This window comes from Chitinophaga polysaccharea (assembly GCF_007829335.1).
GTDB lineage: Bacteria > Bacteroidota > Bacteroidia > Chitinophagales > Chitinophagaceae > Chitinophaga > Chitinophaga polysaccharea_B.
In genome coordinates, this window is the sequence record NZ_VIWO01000002.1 from 536,607 (window position 1) to 554,296 (window position 17,690).

Annotated in this window: 15 protein-coding genes; 7 read left to right on the top strand and 8 right to left on the bottom strand. The window is 46.4% G+C overall.

What is annotated here, in order from left to right:
• Positions 1-36: 36 nt before the first annotated feature.
• Entirely contained in the window at positions 37-1,041 is a 1,005-nt protein-coding gene (locus FHW36_RS10120; RefSeq protein WP_145666519.1) for a DHH family phosphoesterase, read from the bottom strand.
• Between the two features lie 165 nt (positions 1,042-1,206).
• On the opposite strand from FHW36_RS10120, the gene FHW36_RS10125 reads away from it, so the two are divergent.
• Entirely contained in the window at positions 1,207-1,623 is a 417-nt protein-coding gene (locus tag FHW36_RS10125) for a nucleoside-diphosphate kinase (protein ID WP_145666522.1), read from the top strand.
• 408 nt (positions 1,624-2,031) lie between these two features.
• Positions 2,032-2,931, top strand: coding sequence for a site-specific tyrosine recombinase XerD (gene xerD, locus FHW36_RS10130; protein ID WP_145666524.1), 900 nt, complete (start codon positions 2,032-2,034; stop codon positions 2,929-2,931).
• A gap of 108 nt (positions 2,932-3,039) precedes the next feature.
• On the opposite strand, the gene FHW36_RS10135 is transcribed toward xerD, so the two are convergent.
• On the bottom strand, positions 3,040-3,936 hold the full coding sequence (locus FHW36_RS10135) for a hypothetical protein (protein WP_145666527.1): 897 nt from the start codon (positions 3,934-3,936) through the stop codon (positions 3,040-3,042).
• A 552-nt stretch (positions 3,937-4,488) separates the two neighbouring features.
• On the opposite strand from FHW36_RS10135, the gene FHW36_RS10140 reads away from it, so the two are divergent.
• From FHW36_RS10140 to FHW36_RS10160, 5 genes are all read left to right on the top strand, one after another.
• A complete protein-coding gene (locus FHW36_RS10140) occupies positions 4,489-4,899 on the top strand; it encodes a hypothetical protein (RefSeq protein WP_145666530.1) in 411 nt (136 codons plus the stop codon).
• Between the two features lie 15 nt (positions 4,900-4,914).
• Positions 4,915-5,601 (top strand): hypothetical protein, encoded by a 687-nt coding sequence (locus FHW36_RS10145; protein WP_145666533.1) that lies wholly within the window; start codon positions 4,915-4,917, stop codon positions 5,599-5,601.
• Positions 5,588-6,397 carry a sensor histidine kinase gene (locus FHW36_RS10150; RefSeq protein WP_145666536.1) on the top strand — a complete coding sequence of 270 codons (810 nt, stop codon included), beginning with the start codon at positions 5,588-5,590 and terminating at the stop codon, positions 6,395-6,397. The genes FHW36_RS10145 and FHW36_RS10150 overlap by 14 nt, the downstream gene beginning before the upstream one ends.
• Positions 6,398-6,513: 116 nt before the next feature.
• Positions 6,514-7,170: a response regulator transcription factor gene (locus FHW36_RS10155; RefSeq protein WP_145666540.1), complete on the top strand. Its 657-nt coding sequence runs from the start codon at positions 6,514-6,516 to the stop codon at positions 7,168-7,170.
• A gap of 21 nt (positions 7,171-7,191) precedes the next feature.
• Positions 7,192-8,040: a DUF2911 domain-containing protein gene (locus tag FHW36_RS10160; RefSeq protein WP_145666543.1), complete on the top strand. Its 849-nt coding sequence runs from the start codon at positions 7,192-7,194 to the stop codon at positions 8,038-8,040.
• 71 nt (positions 8,041-8,111) lie between these two features.
• Here the strand turns inward: FHW36_RS10160 and FHW36_RS10165 are convergent, their stop codons facing one another.
• The 6 genes from FHW36_RS10165 to FHW36_RS10180 form a co-directional block, all read right to left on the bottom strand.
• Positions 8,112-9,815, bottom strand: a complete 1,704-nt coding sequence (locus FHW36_RS10165) for a sodium:solute symporter (protein WP_145666546.1) — start codon at positions 9,813-9,815, stop codon at positions 8,112-8,114.
• Positions 9,812-9,943: a hypothetical protein gene (locus FHW36_RS30940; RefSeq protein ID WP_262713383.1), complete on the bottom strand. Its 132-nt coding sequence runs from the start codon at positions 9,941-9,943 to the stop codon at positions 9,812-9,814. Before FHW36_RS30940 ends, FHW36_RS10165 begins: the two co-directional genes overlap by 4 nt.
• A gap of 1 nt (position 9,944) precedes the next feature.
• On the bottom strand, positions 9,945-10,121 hold the full coding sequence (locus FHW36_RS30480; RefSeq protein ID WP_186452375.1) for a hypothetical protein: 177 nt from the start codon (positions 10,119-10,121) through the stop codon (positions 9,945-9,947).
• 13 nt (positions 10,122-10,134) lie between these two features.
• Entirely contained in the window at positions 10,135-12,615 is a 2,481-nt protein-coding gene (locus FHW36_RS10170) for a PIG-L family deacetylase (RefSeq protein ID WP_145666551.1), read from the bottom strand.
• A gap of 197 nt (positions 12,616-12,812) precedes the next feature.
• Complete coding sequence (locus tag FHW36_RS10175) at positions 12,813-14,258, bottom strand: RagB/SusD family nutrient uptake outer membrane protein (RefSeq protein ID WP_145666553.1); 1,446 nt, start codon at positions 14,256-14,258, stop codon at positions 12,813-12,815.
• A 7-nt stretch (positions 14,259-14,265) separates the two neighbouring features.
• On the bottom strand, positions 14,266-17,508 hold the full coding sequence (locus FHW36_RS10180; protein WP_186452376.1) for a SusC/RagA family TonB-linked outer membrane protein: 3,243 nt from the start codon (positions 17,506-17,508) through the stop codon (positions 14,266-14,268).
• Between the last annotated feature and the right edge of the window lie 182 nt (positions 17,509-17,690).

A 17,690-nucleotide genomic window follows, 5' to 3' on the forward strand; every position in this document is an offset into this window, starting at 1 on the left:
TTGATTGTATTAGTAGGTTGAAATACTTTAATTCATTTATTGTAACAGCGCTTCGTTTTGTTCTATGGCTTTTATAAACCGGTCTACCGTTTTTTCGAGTGAATCGGTGCTACGGCCGCCGGATGCGTTGAAATGCCCTCCTCCGTCAAAATATTTCCGGGCGAAGGTATTTACATCGAAATCGCCTTTGGACCGGAAAGACAATTTCACTTCTGAATGGCGGTCGATGATCAATGCTGCCATTTTTATTCCCTGTATTGACAGCAGGAAGTTAACCAGGCCTTCCGTATCTCCGGTTTGCAGGTCAAACCTTTTCAGGTCTGTATAAGGAATGGCCAGCATAGCGGTATTATATTCATAGAATACCTCCATACGGTTCAGGAGGCTATGCCCGAGGAACCGGAGGCGGTTTTCCAGGAAGTTATCATAAATCGCCTGGTGAATCACTTCGTGGCGAAGGCCTCTTTCCATCAGGTCGGCCACCATGCGGTGAACGGCCGCCGTGGTAGACGCAAAGCGGAAGGAGCCGGTATCCGTAACGGTACCTGCATAAATGCATTGCGCAATTTCGAGGTTAATATACTGCTCATCTCCCAATTTATATATAGTTTCATAAACTAATTGGGCGGTGGAGCTAGCTTTTGTATCACTTACACCGTAGTCAAAACTGGGTTGAGGCTCCAGGTGGTGGTCTATGAGGATCTTGATACAATCTAATTTTTCGAGGTGAGGCGCCAGGTTTTTGGTGCGGTACAATGCATTAAAATCCAGGCAAAACAACAGATCAGTCCCTTCCAATGCCTGTATAGCTCTATCCATGGAGGATTCAAAATCAATGACGGTATCTGCACCTGGCATCCATTTCAGGAAATCCGGAAAGTTAGTGGGTGAGATTACAGTTACCTGGTGTCCTTTCTGTAACAAGTAGTGGTACATCGCCAATGAAGATCCCATGGCATCGGCATCTGGCTTCTGATGCATTGTTACGACCACTTTCTTAGGGCTCTCCAGCAAAGGCTTAATTTCCTCGATCGGCTTCATTAAAAAACTGTAATGTTAAGAGTTGATTTCCAATCACAACAAGTGGTTGAAACAGAAAACGAAGTGCGAAGTTCTTTATTTGAGCCAGAATTTCAAAATTTTTTACCACTAAAGAAAATGTAATTACTTTTGCGGCCTAATCTGTAATTCGGAATTAAACATTATATGAGCAACAGAACATTTACTATGATCAAGCCTGATGCAGTAGCAAACGGGCACATTGGCGGCATTTTAAACATGATCAACGCTGCAGGTTTCCGCATCGTAGCCATGAAAATGACGCAGTTATCTACTGCAAAAGCAGGTGAGTTTTATGCAGTCCATAAAGAAAGACCTTTTTACGGTGAACTGGTAGAATTCATGAGCAGCGGCCATATCGTAGCAGCTATCCTGGAAAAAGACAACGCCGTAGAAGATTTTCGTAAACTGATCGGTGCCACCAACCCAGCTAACGCAGAGGAAGGTACCATCCGTAAAAAATATGCTGAGTCTATCGGCCGTAACGCTGTTCACGGTTCTGACTCTGACGAAAACGCTGTGATTGAAGGTAACTTCTTCTTCAGCGGGCTCGAAAAATTCTAATACTGTCATTTACATCAGTGCAAAAAGCCGGTTATCAAAACCGGCTTTTTTGTTGCTCCTACCTATTGATCTGATTTAATACAAATAATTGATTTATATCTATTTACGAGAAATACATGAACCATCACTTTAGGAATTAGGTCCAAACTGACAAAACGTCGTAATTACATGATTTTTAATAGAAATATGATAGGGGAAAAGACCTTTAAAATCACCGGTTTATCAGCAAAAAGAGGCCAAAATAACATCATTCCAAATAGCTGATTTTCAATAATATAATAATATACTCATCAAGTAACACTTCAAATAAGACGCTTCTCTCCTACTTTCCACACCATATTCCCCCTTTTTAGCACTTTTTCGGATAGCCATCACCGTTGTTTTACAAAAAGCATTTAACTTGCTTTCATGTGGGAATCGTTCCGAAAATTATTTAAAGGCTACCTCCGTTTAGAGCGATCGATGTCGGATCATTCGGTAGAAGCCTACCTCCGTGACGTAGAAAAATTGGAGCAATACCTGATGGCCAATGGTAAAGAAAAGTTCCGGCCCCAGGATGTTACACTCGAAGATTTGCAGGGTTGTATTCAATGGATTGCCCAATTGGGTATGACTGCCACCTCCCAGGCCCGGACCATTTCCGGCCTGAAGGCTTTTTATAAATTCCTGTTGTTGGAAGACATGGCCCAGGAAGATCCGACCCAGCTACTGGAAGCGCCCAAGGTGTTGCGTAAGCTACCCGATGTGCTCACCTTCGAGGAAATTGAAAAGATCATTTCCCAGATATCGCTGGATACGGCGGAAGGCCACCGTAATAAAGCCATCCTGGAAACCATGTATAGTTGCGGACTCCGGGTAAGCGAGGTGATTAATTTACAGATTACCCAGCTGCACCTGGATGTTGGGTTTATCCGCGTAATCGGGAAAGGCAATAAAGAACGTATGGTGCCTATTGGGAAAGATGCCATGCGGCAGATAGATATTTACCGGAGAAATGTTCGTGTAATGCTCCCTGTTAAATATGGAGAAGAAGATACGCTGTTTCTTAACCGCCGCGGCGGCGCCCTGAGCCGGGTAATGATCTTCCTGGTGATCAAGGAGCTGGCACAAAAAGCGGGCATCCAGAAGAACGTATCCCCTCATACCTTCCGGCATTCCTTTGCTACCCACCTGGTAGAAGGCGGGGCAGACCTCCGGGCCGTACAGGAAATGCTGGGACATGAAAGCATTACCACCACGGAAATCTATACGCACCTGGACCGGGAATACCTCCGGGATACCCTCATGCGGTTTCATCCCCGGTTTTAGCATACCATAAAAAGGCAACAGCTACCTGCGAAAGGTAGCTGTTTTTTTTTGCCATTTGCAATAAGGGGGAATTTACAAACACCGGATGTTCAAACATCCAGACAACTTTTACAGTAAGCTAAATTGGGTTATCAAACGGAATTTATCACTCTTGCTTTTTCGTGTACCCTTAAGGGTAATTATTTCTGAGAACCAGTTGCCTATCTGATCGGAAGCTCGTTTCACTTTTGAAGATTTATAAATAAGATTGATGTTACTGCAGGGGGCAATATCTCTTCTTTCCCGGCTTAATCCCATCCGCTCATCTTCTGCCCATAGTAAGTGATTATTGCGATATACTTTAAAATACACATCCGGGCCCAGGTTTTTACGACCTGAAATGATGGCTTGCGGACGCCCGGTACCTACCTGGTTTCCCGAGAAGTGCAAAAAGTAACGGCCTGATTCATCAGTATGGGCAATACCCAATAGGCGTCCGGAGAGAGCGTTGTAAGCTTCCACTTTCAGGTGGGGTTGCCCGGGTGCACTAAAGTAAGGTTTTACCACACCGGTAATAAGCCAGGCGCCGGCGCTGGAATAAATGTTCTGCCAGAGCGCCGCTGGTATTACATAGGCATAGGCGCCTACATAACCGGTACTGTTCCTTTTCCAGGGCAGCACCAGCCGGCTGAGGTGATAGTTCCGGGGATGACGGTTACCATTTTTTCCCGGCAGCTGATCGAGGCACAAGTCCAGTTCCAATGCTTCCGTAAACAGGTGTACTTCGTTCCAGGACAAGCAAAAGCCTCCCTTTTCGTCGAGGGTGGTCTCCGCCAGGAGCCTGTCGGCTTTCATCAACACTTCCCGTGCCGACAAAGGCTGCATATCGTTAAAGATGCCATTGGGCTGCGGGGTTACCGGGGCGTGTGTCGCCGGCAAATAAACCCGGATACGTGCATTAGCCAGTGGCTCAACACAATCATTACAAATAAGTGCAGAGATGTTTCCGATTAATAGGTAACTCATAATTTTATTTTTTTAAGAAACAAAAGGGGTTAACGAGCATCACCTGATGAACTGTTTCTGCATATACTAATCAAACAAACAAGGTAGAAAGGCCAAATACACGGAGGTATTTTTCTAAATACAACTGATACTTAAGCGGTTGATGTTACAAAGATTGTGAAGTTTATCAGAGCAGTCAAGCGTTGAACAACTGAAAAAAAGGATTACGTATAAGTACGCAGATCCTGATAAGAACCACGCAACAGCCTGCTGTAGATATGCAGACAGTTCACATGATAAAACATGCCGGGTATGCTCCGACCGAAGCAAGTGAACGAAACCAGGCATTTGTTATTGGAATACTCCTTCCACACCCGGAAAGGTATGCGTATAAGTACGCATTCTAGGGAGACGGCTACTGATTTTCCCATCTCCCCAAATAAGCCAAAATACTTTCCCACAAAGCATTTGAGAACACTACGCGAGACAAAACCGTCCACTTACCTGTGTAATTCCCCCGTTGATTATGTAAGAAATTATGATATTTTTACCGCAAACTAAAACTTCCCCTATATGAGCAACCTACCTAACAGACCCATTCCGTCAGACGCGGGCGGGTTCATTTCTTTAGAAGAAATGTTGGAGTTAACAAAAAATCATGATGATGATCACGCGAATCAAAAATCTTTCGACAGTCATGTAAAGGCCATGTGTTTTGGCAAAGACAAAATACTGGAAGTGCTGGATCAACCAGGCGCTGTGGCGATGAGAATTTATTATGGTATTAAGTTAAATGGTGATAGTCAACGGGAAAGAAAAATGATCCTGGTAGCCGTTGATGAAAATGGTAACGACATTCTCCCTAAATCCGCTGCAGAAATGGCCGCTGCCCAGGCTTCCGGCATTGTTGCCAAAGATACGCCTCCTGTCATCCTGGATCAGGGTGTACCATGCCCGCAATATTGTTCCGGTACAAAACCTTAACTATAAAGGAATCTCGTGGATAAATTATTCTGGTACAGTTATTACGCCATGATGGGGATCGAATTACTTATTCTGATCCCCTTCATCCTAAACTATAAACTGTTTGACCGCCCTTCCCTCTGGATATTTTATTATATCGTTAGCAGCATTGTTTTCGCTGTTGGTTCCGATGTGATCGGATACCTGTTCCACAATAACATGTGGTTCTTTAACTTCATGAACCTCGTTCAGTTTGTTATTATTTCCCTGGTTTACCTTAGTTGTATTAAGAACAAGGTGATTAAACGGGTGATCCTGTTTATGCCCATCGTTGTAGCCCTTGTTTTTGGCCTCGACATCTTTGTAATTGAAGGATTCTATCACTACAACTCTATCTCTGCCGGTATCAAATCGATTGTCATTCTCATATACGGGGTTATATTTTTCTGGCAGATGTTGAACGACAAAGAGCTGATAGAAAAATCGATCTATATTGATACCATGCCCTCCTTCTGGTACAATTCAGGGATTTTTCTCTTTTACTGTACAGTATTCCTGTTTAATATCAGCTATAATGTACTGCAACAAGTATTCAGGCCCGATCCCAGGGGAAAAGTGATTTCCGGGATTCTGACCATCAATAATTTCGTTGGCATAGTTTCTATGATTCTGCTGTATATTGGGCTCTCAAAACTTAAAAAATTGAGATATGCAGACAGTTGATATTATTGTAATTGGAACTACAGTAATGTTAATGCTTGGTGTTATTGTGATCATTTTAGTGATGTTACAGCAGAAGCAGGTTATCCAGCACAAGCTACTGATCCGCGATAAAGACCTGCAACTCCAGCGGGAACGTCTCGTAGCTGTTTTACAGGGCCAGGAGCAGGAACGGAAGCGCATTGCAGAAGATCTGCATGATGAAGTGGGCGCGCAACTTTCGGTGTTAAAACTGAATATCGGCGGCCTCCAGACCCTGCTGAAGACAGGTAACGGCGAAACAGAGCGGCTTAAAGAAACCAAAGACTTTACAGATACTATTATACAGCAGCTGCGATTCATATCTCAAAGCCTCCACCCCCAGGCACTGGAAAACCTTGGTTTAGCCCATGCACTCGATTCCTTCTGCAACCTGATGAATAAAAACAAACAGGTAAAGATCAGTTTTACCGCCGCCGGCAGCGGGCAAACGGTAGACCGGGAAAAGGCACTGAATGTATACCGCGTAGTACAGGAACTGATTAACAACATTCTGAAACATGCCGCCGCAACTGAAATAAAAATCAGTTACCAAACCACTCCGTCCCTGCTCACGATAGATGTAGCAGACAATGGTAATGGCGCCCTCCTCACTACGTTGGGCGATGCCCGTAAGAAAACAGGTAGCCTGGGCCTTAAAAATATTGAGAGCCGCCTCAATATTATCGGCGGAAATATTACCTTCACAGCCGGAACACCACAAGGTACAATTGCGTCGATTAGTGTAGAGAATTACCAGTCATCCTCACAGAATAGTTGATACTTATCTTGTTTTATTGTTAAATTGCCGTCCGGTTGTGTTAAACCTGTATAATAGCATGACTAATAGTAATTTATTCAAAATAAAATAATAGCAAATCTTCTAACTGTCCACCTATGGCACACATAAAAGTGGCCATTGCGGATGATCATAAAATCTTCCGCAGTGGAGTCATCAACACACTGATTCCTTACGAAAATATCCGCTTTATTTTCGAGGCGGATGATGGACTGCATCTGTTGCAGACCATGGAAACACAGCAGCCGGATGTTATACTGATGGACCTGAAAATGCCCAATATGGATGGCATTGAAGCCACCATTAAGGTAAAGGAAAAATACCCGGATGTAAAAGTAATCATACTCACCATGTATGAAGACGACAACTTTATTGTCCATCTGGTAGAAAACGGCGCCAATGCCTACCTACTAAAAAATGCGGAACCTGAAGAGATCTACGAAGCCATCTGTACTACTTTCGAAAAAGGATTTTACTTCAATGAAAATGTAAACCTGGCCCTGCTGAAAAAGGTATTACATAAAAACAAGCAACAATTTAAGCCGACACTTAAAAACGAAATACAACTCAACGACCGGGAACAGGAAGTACTGAAGCTGATATGTAATGAACTGACGACCCAGGAAATTTCTGAACAGATCTTCCTGAGTCCCCGCACCGTTGAAGGTATCCGTCAGAAGTTACTGGAAAAGATCAACGTTAAAAACAGCGTTGGACTGGTACTGTACGCATTCCGTAATGGGATTATCGAATAGCATTTAAATACCCACCTAAATATGAGAACTATCAGAACCTTCACCGCAGCAGCCGGTGCTATGCTTTTGCTGTATGCGGGTACCACCCTCGCCCAGGGCATTAAGATGCCTGCGCCAAGTCCTACTCAGACGATCAAACAGGACTTTGCTTTATCCAATATAGAGCTGAGCTACTCCCGCCCACAAAAGAATGGCCGTGTGATCATGGGCGACCTGGTACCATACGACAAAGTATGGCGAACCGGCGCCAATAGCGCTACCACCATTACTTTTGGAGAAGACATCACCTTCGGCGGCGTACCTGTTAAAGCGGGTAAATATGGTTTATTATCTATCCCGGGGGCCAAATCCTGGACAATAATCCTGACCAGCAGCCTGGACGTTACCAGCCCTGCCGCTTACAAGCCTGAAAACGATATTGCCCGCGTGAAAGTATCCCCTGTTGCGATGCCTTTTTCACAGGAAAACTTTACCATCGAGTTTGAGAACGTACGTTCCAATAGCGTTATCCTTGCCCTCAGCTGGGATAAAACCAAAGTACCGGTAGTCATTAAAGCCGATATTGATGGTAAGATCACCGGCCAGATCGAAGAAGCTATGAAGGGTGAAAAGAAGCCTTATTTCCAGGCAGCAGTTTACTACTTCGAAACCGGTAAAGACCTCAACAAAGCGGTAGAATGGATTGACGCCGCCGCTGCTCAAAGCCCTGAAGCATTCTGGGTTTGGTACCAAAAAGCACGCATCAACGCAAAAGCTAAAAAAGTAGCGGTAGCGAAAGAAGCTGCGCAGAAGTCTATCGAACTGGCCACTGCCGCTAAAAACGATGACTATGTAACGCTGAATAAAAAGCTACTGGCAACACTGAAATAAACATCTCATTTACATAAAAAAGCCATTGAAGGATTTCCTTCAATGGCTTTTTTATGTAAATGAGATGATCCTTATGCTATTTCCCGCGGTTGCGCTGGCGCACAAAACTGGTGAAATACCCAGGCCAGTAACAATACCAGCAAACATCCAATGGCGTTGAGCCACAAGAAGGATACGGCGCCGATCCAATACACTACCAGTACTACGATTTCGGAAATGATGGCTGCCCAGAAGGTGGCCGTCCCCCCTACCTTTTTCAGGTAAAAGGCTACCAGGAAAATTCCCAGCGTAACTCCATAAAACCACGACCCCAATACGTTTACCACCTCGATGAGACTTCCCAGGCTGCCGGCAAACTGTGCTACCACGATACAAAAGACACCCCAGATCAATGTCCAGAGCCTGGAAATCATGAGATAATGACCGGGCGATGCATTGGCGTTGTAAAGGCGCTGGTATACATCCACCACTGTAGTGGAGGCCAGCGAATTCAATGCCGCGGCAATACTTCCCCAGGCTGCCAGGAAAATAATGGCGATCAGTAAGCCCACCAAGCCTTTGGGCAAACTATTCACCACAAAATGCAGGAAAATATAATTTGTGTCACTGGTGTCGGCCGTAGGATCTGATGCTTTGATGAGTGACAGGGCTTCCGTTCTGATGACAGTCGCTTTCACATCTGTTTGCTGCAACTCTTTTTTAGCGATGTCCGCTTGCGCGTTGTTACCTGCTTCCAGGGCAGCTGCGAGTTGTTTTACCTGCTGCTGTTTTACCTTACCTAATTCCGTGTATTGATCTTCCAGTTTTAGTAACGCAGGGCCCTGTTCTGTTTTATGTGCCCTGGCCAGCTGGGCTTCATTGAAGAAAATAGGCGCCCTGAAATACAGGTAAAATACAAATACCATGGCTCCGATCAATAAGATCAGGAATTGCATGGGAACTTTCACCAGGCCGTTCATCAGCAGGCCCATGCGGCTTTCCTTCACCGATTTGGCCGTGAGGTAGCGGCCTACCTGCGACTGGTCTGTTCCAAAATAAGATAAGGCCAGGAAAAAGCCTCCGATGATACCACTCCAGATATTGTATTTGTCTTTCCAGTCGAACTTCGTTACTATCACATTCAGCTTATCCATCTTGCCGGATACCTGTAAGGCCTGTTTAAATCCTACATCCGGAGGCAATAAGTGCACTACCATCCATCCGGCAAGAAACATACCGCTGAAAATGATGATGAGCTGAAACGTTTGCGTATAGGCTACTGCCCGGGTACCACCTACTACGGTATAGATAATGAGCAATCCGCCCATAATCATATTGGTCCAGTAAAGATTCCATCCCAGCAATGACGACAATATAATAGACGGCGCGCAGATACTGATACCGGTAGAGAGTCCTCGCTGGATCAAAAACAGCGTAGAAGCCAGTGTACGCGTTTTAAGATCAAACCGCTGCTCCAGGTATTCGTAGGCGGTGTATACTTTAAGCTTATGAAAAATGGGGACAAAAGTGATACAAAGTACTACCATGGCCAACGGCAAGCCGAAGTAATACTGCACAAAACGCATCCCGTCTGTATAGGCCTGACCCGGTGCTGAAATAAAAGTGATGGCGCTGGCCTGGGTACCGATAATAGACAACAGGATGATATACCAGGGCATAGATTGGTTATCCAGGAAATAACTATCCAGGTTTTGCTGGCCGCGGCTTTTCCAGACACCGTACAGAATAATAGTGGTGAGCGTACCGATAAGTACCGTCCAATCTAAAGGGCTCATGAAAATGTTTTGGTGAATAAGTAGAAGAGCACGATCAGTAACAGCAACCAGGCTATTACCAATGCATACCAGTATCCCCATGTGGGAAATAAAGGTGGCTTCTCTTCCGGCTGTTGATCCAACGCCATATTAATCGTTTGAATTACTTTTACTCCACATACTTCCTGACAAGAGGCCCAGCACAACTCCTATAATCAATCCCACCTGCACGCGCTTGATACTGAATCCTATCAGCAACCCCAGGATAATACAAAAGCCGGCAGCTATTCTTAGCCGGGGGCGGTTCTGTTCGTGTTTCTTACTCATTTTCGTTCAATCCCTATTTAACAGAAATCAGGTTTACAAACAGGCGATACGCACCAGGTACGCCTGCCGGCAGCTGCCGGAAAAAGGACAGGCCGGTATACACATAAGCTCCTTTACCATAATGCGCTACCAGTGTAGAACCATCCAATGGCGATTCTCCCTGGTCATGCATGGTAAAGAGTTTATCGTAGGCTTTGTCGGCATTAGCAGTATAGTATAATCCCCGCTCCTGTACCCAGCCGTTGAAATCAGCCGCTGTAATTTCATTGGGATAATGGAATACCGGATCTTTCGGATTGATGAAATCCACTTTCGCGTTTTCATCTGTTACCCGGTCGCGGGAAAGGCTGAACGGATAAGGCCCGAGGTTATTGGTTACCAGGGGGCTGTTTACGTTGTACTGTACAATCAGTTTGCCGCCGTTGTTTACGTAGTCCATCAACCTGGGTTGCCAGTATTTCATACGTGCGTTCACGTTATAGGCGCGTACCCCGGCAATGATGGCATCATATTGTTGCAGGTTACCGCTCATAATGTCCTTTTCGGCCAGCTCCGTCACATCATAGCCTACCTGGCGAAGTGAAGCTGCTACCATATCACCGGCACCGGGAATATATCCAAGGCGGTTGCCATTATGTTTCAGGTTCACAGATACCAGCCTGGCTGCTGCAGGCGGAAATAAGGTAATAAGTGGAATATGATCGTAGCGGATCTGCAGTAAACTCTGCGTATATTCCTTCCCGTTAGTTTGCATCACCACCGTAAAAGTGTCTGCATGGTTATCGGTAATATTTTTTGTAGGGAGGATATTAAAACGTAGTTCCACCTCATCGCCTTTCTGAGCCAGGTTAAAAGGCAGGCTGCTTTCGGTAGCGACAAAGCCTGCAGGCAATTGCAGTTTCACCGTTCCCTGTACCTGGTCGGCCATGGCCTTAATTTTGACCGGCACTGCCTGCGGTTTGGTATCTGTAAAGATGTATACCTGGCTGTTCATATCTGCTACCACTGGTGGCGCGATCACCAGCGGCTGGTATATTTCCCCTTTTACAGGGTCGGTATATTTATATTGCAGGGGACGGGTAATGTTGAATTCCTGGTCGCCAATGCGGAAGCGGATCTTAGCCTGTAGTGGCGGAATATTTTCCGGGTTACCCACCAGTAAAGGATCATTTATAACGTACATGCCTACCCGGTGTGTTGTTGCCAGCCAATAGGGCTGTGACTCCGGGGTGTTGGCAGGTACTGTCAGGGTTTGTGAAATGCTGGTAAACTTATTGTAAGCCAGTTCCTGTTGACCGGCAGCATTGGGTTTTCCCGGAAGGTCGATCTGCTCCAGGATTACCTTCACATTTCCACGATTGATCAGCTGTACCGTGGCTTCCATATTAGTTCCGGGGACTACGGTAGGAGCAGTGCTATAGGCTTCTGCCCAGAGACCGGCGCAGGCATAGATGAGCTGCTCTGTTTCTGCGAGTTTCCCGTTACGCCAGTAGCCATCGGGCAAGGCCTGAATGGCCCGGCGTATTTCCAGCAAAGCCGGCACAGAAGCAGACGGATCGTCCATATTATACGCGGCGAGTGCGGCATCTACCAGGCGTCCTACTTTCTCGCCGCCCGGTACCCTTGACCAGCTGGTATTGACATCGTCAAGTAAATCTTTTTTCGGTGTATTGCCTTTGATAGTCAGGAAATATTCCAGTGAGCTACCCCTGGAAGCGGGCACCCCGAAGCCCTGACTTTTATGCTGGGAACGACTTTCCGCGGCTATCTCCCCAAATCCCTTACCCAGTAATGGATTAAAGGCGCCTACATCTATCTTAAACTGATCATCGGCGGTGGTATTGATGCTGCCAAAACTGAAGGTATTCCAGAGGATGCGTTTGGCCTGCCAGGGTTTTACGAGCTTCAGCTGTTCAGGATATCGTTTGGGATCAGCAGCAGCGGTAAATGCTTCTGCCGCCAGCATGGCCGAGGCAGTATGGTGCCCATGCCCGGCGCGACTATCTGCCGGAAAACGACAGATGATTACGTCTGGTTGAAATTTTCGGATCATGTATACCACATCTCCTAAAATCTTTTCGCGATCCCAGATAGTAAATGTTTCCTGGGGGTTTTTAGAGAACCCGAAGTCCTGGGCGCGGGTAAAGAACTGTTCTGCCCCATCGATACGACGCGCGGCCAGCAGTTCCTGCGTACGAATCAATCCAAGCAATTCAGATTGTTCATTGCCTACGAGGTTTTGCCCGCCATCACCACGGGTGAGCGACAGGTATCCCGTTCTGTACAGCTTTTCCTTAGCCAGGTAGCCCAACAGCCGGGTATTTTCATCGTCGGGATGGGCGGCTATGTACAATACGCTTCCCAGTGTATCGAGTTTCTTTAATTGCAGTCTGATATCAGCAGCGTTCCATGCAGGAGATGGTTGTGCCATAGCGGGTAAACCGATAGCTGCTAATAAAATGATAACCAAAGCGGTAGAACGTCTTATAAACATTTGGCGATACGTGAATTTACAGATTGTCAAAAGTAATAATTAATTAGTGGGAGTTGAAGAGAAATTGGTTGAGTGGCGGAATAGAGCTATAAAAACAAAAATCCCCCCGCTTTGGGCGAGGGGATTTCTTTTCTTCATAAGCAAATAACCAACCAGCTTGTAAGCAAAAACCAATTATTAACAAAGGCGGTTTAGATTTAATTGTATCCTTCGTTCTGCTGGTTGCGTATGTTGGGGTTAGCATCCAGTTCTCTCTGTGGGATGGGCAGTATTACTTTGGTACTGGGCCAGGCCACTGGTATCGTTTTATCACCCGCCAGGTATTTGGTGAATGAATGTTTTGTTCTGTTTAAGTCGAACAGGCGGTGTCCTTCAAACGCCAGTTCTTTTCGTCTTTCCAGGAGGATGGCCTCCAGCAATGCAGGGCCGGTAGCAATTACCGGCGCCGCGGCCGGATCTGCGCGCTGCACCACGATGTTCAGATCAGCTTGCGCTTCCGTTATTCTTCCAAGGTGGGCCAATGCTTCTGCACGGATCAGATATAATTCCGCCAACCGCATTACCTTAATACTTTCGGAGAAAGTAGTTACATCATTGTATTTCGTAATGATGTTAGCCGGATTCTCTCCCCCATTACCGGCGCGTTTACCTTTCTTTAAAAAATTGCGCCGTACATCAGTGCTGGTATAAATGTTATAGATGTCATTTGTTGCCAGCACGTCTCCATAACCTTCCTGGCTGAAAATGTAGGCCAATCCATCGGTTCCCTGGTTATCTACCGGGGTATTGATGACTTCAAAGATTGTTTCACCGTTTCCGGTATTTTTGAAGTCGCTTACCAATTTATCGGTGGCCAGTAGCTGGTATTTATGGGCGTTGATGACATCGCTGGCATAAGCCGCTGCTCCTGCCCAATCTTCTTTATACAATAATACCCTTGCCAGTAGTGCCTTTGCGGCATACACATTCAAATGTCCGGATGAAAAGGCCGTGCTCCCGCTTTCTTCGAATCGGCGGATGGCGGCGGTAAAGTCGCTGATCACCTGTGTATAGGTATCCCTGATATTTCCCCGGGAAGGCGACTGTACCGAATCTATATTCGTTACCGTTACAATGGGTATTCCCATATTTGTACCGGTGGGTGTATAATTATAAGGTTGTGCGTACAGCCGTGCGATATCAAAAAACACCAGCCCTCTTACGCCATAAGCCTCTGCCACCATCGCCCTGGCGGAAACCGTGTCTGCCGCGGAGGGCAACAGGATTATTGACGGGCCTTTCATGATCACCATATTGGCATTGGCCACGACGCTGTATAACTTATTCCAGGTATCTGTAACCGATACGTCGTTGGCAGTAACAATATACTGGTCATGGTTGCGATAGCGGTTAGAGTTGATCACGCTGATAAATGCGTTGTCGGCCCGCAAATCGGGCAGCAATGGCATGGTACGGCCGTAATAGTTGGCGTCCTGCAGGAGGGAATATACACCGCTGACGGCAGCTTGTAATCCCGGCAGGTCTCTGATGGTTTTGCCGGTTTCGGCCGACTGGTCTGGTTTCAACTCAAGGAAGTCCCTGCTGCAGGCTCCCAGCAAGCCTGCCATTATGATGATGATGCTGAATGAGTATCTCTTTTGCATGGCTTCCTTAAAAATTTACATCCATACCTACCAAAAATGTTTTAAATACCGGCGGTCGTTGATCGTAATCCCCTGTTACCGGTACTTCCGGGTCCATTGTCAGCCGTTTATCTTTTACGTATGTCCATAGATTGTTGCCGCGCACATATATTTTTACTTCCCCGATATTGACTTTTTTCAGCCAGGTAGCGGGCAGCGCATAGGCCAGCATTATATCTCTCAGCCGGATAAAGCTGCCATCGTACAAGAACCTGGAAGAGAGTTGATTGCTCAGGCCCGACTGGGTATTACCGAATACTACTTTCGGTACGCTGGTGATATCACCGGGATGTTGCCAGCGGTTTTCGTAAGTGAGCCTCGACATCTTTGCACTGCTGCCAAATCCGCCGCTGCCGTCGGATTCTGTGAAGGCGCCCCAGTTGTCGTATACCTTGTTCCCCCAGTTAAAGAAGAACTGAAAGTTTAGTTCAAATCCTTTATACCTGAAATAGTTGGTGATGCCACCATAAAATTTAGGGAGTGCACTACCCTGGTTAAAACGCTGCGCTTCGCCGTAAACCTTGGTGGTAGTAGTTTTCGTGGCATCTTTATACCAAAGGGCCTCCCCTGTTTGTGGATCGGCGCCGGCAAATCCGGCCAGGTAGAACTGGTAAAAATCAGTGCCCAGCTCTCTCCTGTAAATCAGGCTGGTAATGGGATTGTCCAGTTTCGTAATCGTATTTGTCAGCGTAGAGAAATTAGCATCTGTACGCCATGAGAAGTCATTTTCATGGGTGGCAATGATATTGCGGGAGGAGAGGGATATTTCCATGCCCTTATTTTTCATCTCTCCGTTATTCCTGAAAATGGTGGTGATACCATTTGCTGATGATACCGGTACGTTGAGCAACAGCCGGGAGGTGGTTCTGTTATAATATTCCACTGTGCCGGATAACCTGTTGTTTAATACCGCAAAATCGAGTCCCACGTTAAATGGTTTGTTCTGTTCCCAGGTGAGGAAAGGATTGGGGTATTGTGTCAACACATACCCCGGCTTTCCATCATAATCATTTCCCGGACTGTACAGCGACAATGAGGCATAATTATCAATAGCCTGGTTTCCGTTGCTGCCGTAGCTAGCTCTTAATTTTAATTCATTGATGCCGGTTACCTGCTGGAGGAATGGCTCGCGGTAGATATTCCAGGCGGTTCCCACCGACCAGAAGGCGGCACTTCTTTTACGGCTGCCAAATCGGGAAGAGGCGTCTCTCCTGATAGAAGCCGAGAGATAATATTTTTGTTTGTAGTCATAACTGTTGTTCAAAAACAGTCCGGTTAATGAGTTGGCGCTGGATACCGAGGTCACTGATTCTGGCTTGGAAGCATCTGCCAGCAGTTGCAGGTTGGGCAGCAGGTTAGATGCCTGTGTGGTATTGCCGCTGTTGGTTGTTTTTTGTGCTTCGTATCCTATGAAAGTGTTGATACCATGATATCCCCAGCGCTGATTAAAACGCAGGATATTTGTAGATACCCAGTTGTTCCAGAGATTGTTGTTGACCGATATCCAACCATTCGTATTTCTTCCGTCGCCAAAGCCGGGCGATAAGAACAGGTTGCTGCGGGCATAGTTCAGATCGAGGCTGATTTTGGTTTCGAAGGAAAGGTAGTTGGTAAAGGCGTATTTAGCGGCAGCTCCTCCAAGGAGACCGTAGGTGGTACCGGTGCGGCTGTTGCCGTTGAGTACTGCTATGGGATTAAAGGTATTGTTATAGCTGAAATCATAGCTGCCATCGTTGTTGTAAACCTTCAGCCAGGGCTGTAAGCGCACGAGTGCGCGCACCGGGTTGGCCATGAGTCCCACATCGCCTACTGCGTTGGCGCGCTGGTAGGCCAGGGAGAGATTTACGTCGAACGACAGGCGGTTGGTAGCCTGATTGCTCAGGTTAATCCTGCCGGTCATGCGTTTGTAATCTACTCCTTTGAGGGCAGATTTAGAGTCGTATAGGCCGCCGGACACATAAAACTTTGTTTTATTACTTCCGCCGGCGGCAGATAAATTAGCTTGTGTATAGTTACCGTGGCGGGTGAGGACATCGATCCAGTTGGTATTTACCGTGGTATCGACTCCCCGGGCGCGGAGTTCCTGTTGAAATCCGGCTTCGCCTGTGCCGTCTGCCTTGTGGATCCATCCTTCGCGTAACAGTTCCATCATTTCTTTGGTACTGAGGGGATAGTTAGCGCGAGGAATGGTGAGCTGGTTGCTTCCGGTTTGTACCGAAGCATTGAGCCGGGTACGGCCTTGGGTGCCGGTTTTGGTTGTAATAAGAATTACGCCATTGGCGGCCCTGGAGCCATAGATCGAGGCAGCGGCGGCGTCCTTTAACACAGATATCGAAGCGATATCAGCGCTGTTGATTCCCGCGAGGGTATTTACGTTGTAATCCGTGAGATTGTCGGTTACCACTGGCACACCGTCTACCACATATAGTGGAGAGCTGCCGGCGGTGATAGAACCGATGCCGCGGATATAAACGCTGGGTACGGAGCCGGGTTGACCGGAGCCGTTGGTAGATTGTAAACCGGGTACATTGCCTTGTAAGCTTTCCTGGAAGCTGCTACGGGGCGCCTTATCATACAAGGCGGCATTGACCATAGTAGCTGATCCTGTCAAAGAACTTTTTGTTTGCACGCCATAGGCGACCACCACAACTTCATTTAATCCCCTGGCATCGTCTTTCAGCGTGATATTAAAGTAGGCGGTGTTATTGACCGGCACTTTATGCTCTTCATAACCGATGAAAGAGCAGATCAATACTGCTGTGGGCGGCGCTTCCATCTGGAACTGTCCTTTGTCGCCGGTCGTTGTTCCTCTATTGGCGCCTGCAATCCGAATACTCACACCGGGCAACGGATGTCCGTAAACATCTGTGACCACGCCACTGATACTAAGTCCTTTACTGGCTTTCTCTTCCGGTGCAATGGCAACCAGGTTAGCAGAAAGTTGCTTAAAAGTCAGGCCAGTGTTCTTCAGTATCTTCCGCAACACATCTTCTGTCGAGGCATTCTTCATGTCCACTGATACCTTACTGTTGGCTGGCAGCTGATCGTTGCGATATACAAAGCGGTATCCGCTTTTCCTTTCAATCAGCTTCAGCAACCGGGTCAACGGCAATGAATCTGCTTTTACGGAAATGCGCCGGTCTTGCTGACCGTAAGCATTTCCTGCTATTTGCAAACAGGTAATAAGAATAATAAAGGACACCAGTTTCATTATCAATACAACTTTTCCCAATGTTTTTATACGCAAAAGGATTGCATAATGTATGAATTTTTTCCATACATTTAGGTTGTAAAAGGTCATAAAACTACGACAGCACTACATTGCCAAGTGAAGCTAACTGCCGTTTGATCTCAACAAGGGGGTAAATGTTAGCAGCATTTACCCTTTTTATA

Coding starts and splice junctions, on each gene's coding strand:
- FHW36_RS10120 (WP_145666519.1), bottom strand. CDS start 1,041: ATGAAGCCGATCGAGGAAATTAAGCCTTTGCTGGAGAGCCCTAAGAAA.
- FHW36_RS10170 (WP_145666551.1), bottom strand. CDS start 12,615: ATGTTTATAAGACGTTCTACCGCTTTGGTTATCATTTTATTAGCAGCT.
- FHW36_RS30940 (WP_262713383.1), bottom strand. CDS start 9,943: ATGGCGTTGGATCAACAGCCGGAAGAGAAGCCACCTTTATTTCCCACA.
- FHW36_RS10140 (WP_145666530.1), top strand. CDS start 4,489: ATGAGCAACCTACCTAACAGACCCATTCCGTCAGACGCGGGCGGGTTC.
- FHW36_RS10180 (WP_186452376.1), bottom strand. CDS start 17,508: ATGAAACTGGTGTCCTTTATTATTCTTATTACCTGTTTGCAAATAGCA.
- xerD (WP_145666524.1), top strand. CDS start 2,032: ATGTGGGAATCGTTCCGAAAATTATTTAAAGGCTACCTCCGTTTAGAG.
- FHW36_RS10125 (WP_145666522.1), top strand. CDS start 1,207: ATGAGCAACAGAACATTTACTATGATCAAGCCTGATGCAGTAGCAAAC.
- FHW36_RS30480 (WP_186452375.1), bottom strand. CDS start 10,121: ATGAGTAAGAAACACGAACAGAACCGCCCCCGGCTAAGAATAGCTGCC.
- FHW36_RS10150 (WP_145666536.1), top strand. CDS start 5,588: ATGCAGACAGTTGATATTATTGTAATTGGAACTACAGTAATGTTAATG.
- FHW36_RS10175 (WP_145666553.1), bottom strand. CDS start 14,258: ATGCAAAAGAGATACTCATTCAGCATCATCATCATAATGGCAGGCTTG.
- FHW36_RS10160 (WP_145666543.1), top strand. CDS start 7,192: ATGAGAACTATCAGAACCTTCACCGCAGCAGCCGGTGCTATGCTTTTG.
- FHW36_RS10165 (WP_145666546.1), bottom strand. CDS start 9,815: ATGAGCCCTTTAGATTGGACGGTACTTATCGGTACGCTCACCACTATT.
- FHW36_RS10135 (WP_145666527.1), bottom strand. CDS start 3,936: ATGAGTTACCTATTAATCGGAAACATCTCTGCACTTATTTGTAATGAT.
- FHW36_RS10155 (WP_145666540.1), top strand. CDS start 6,514: ATGGCACACATAAAAGTGGCCATTGCGGATGATCATAAAATCTTCCGC.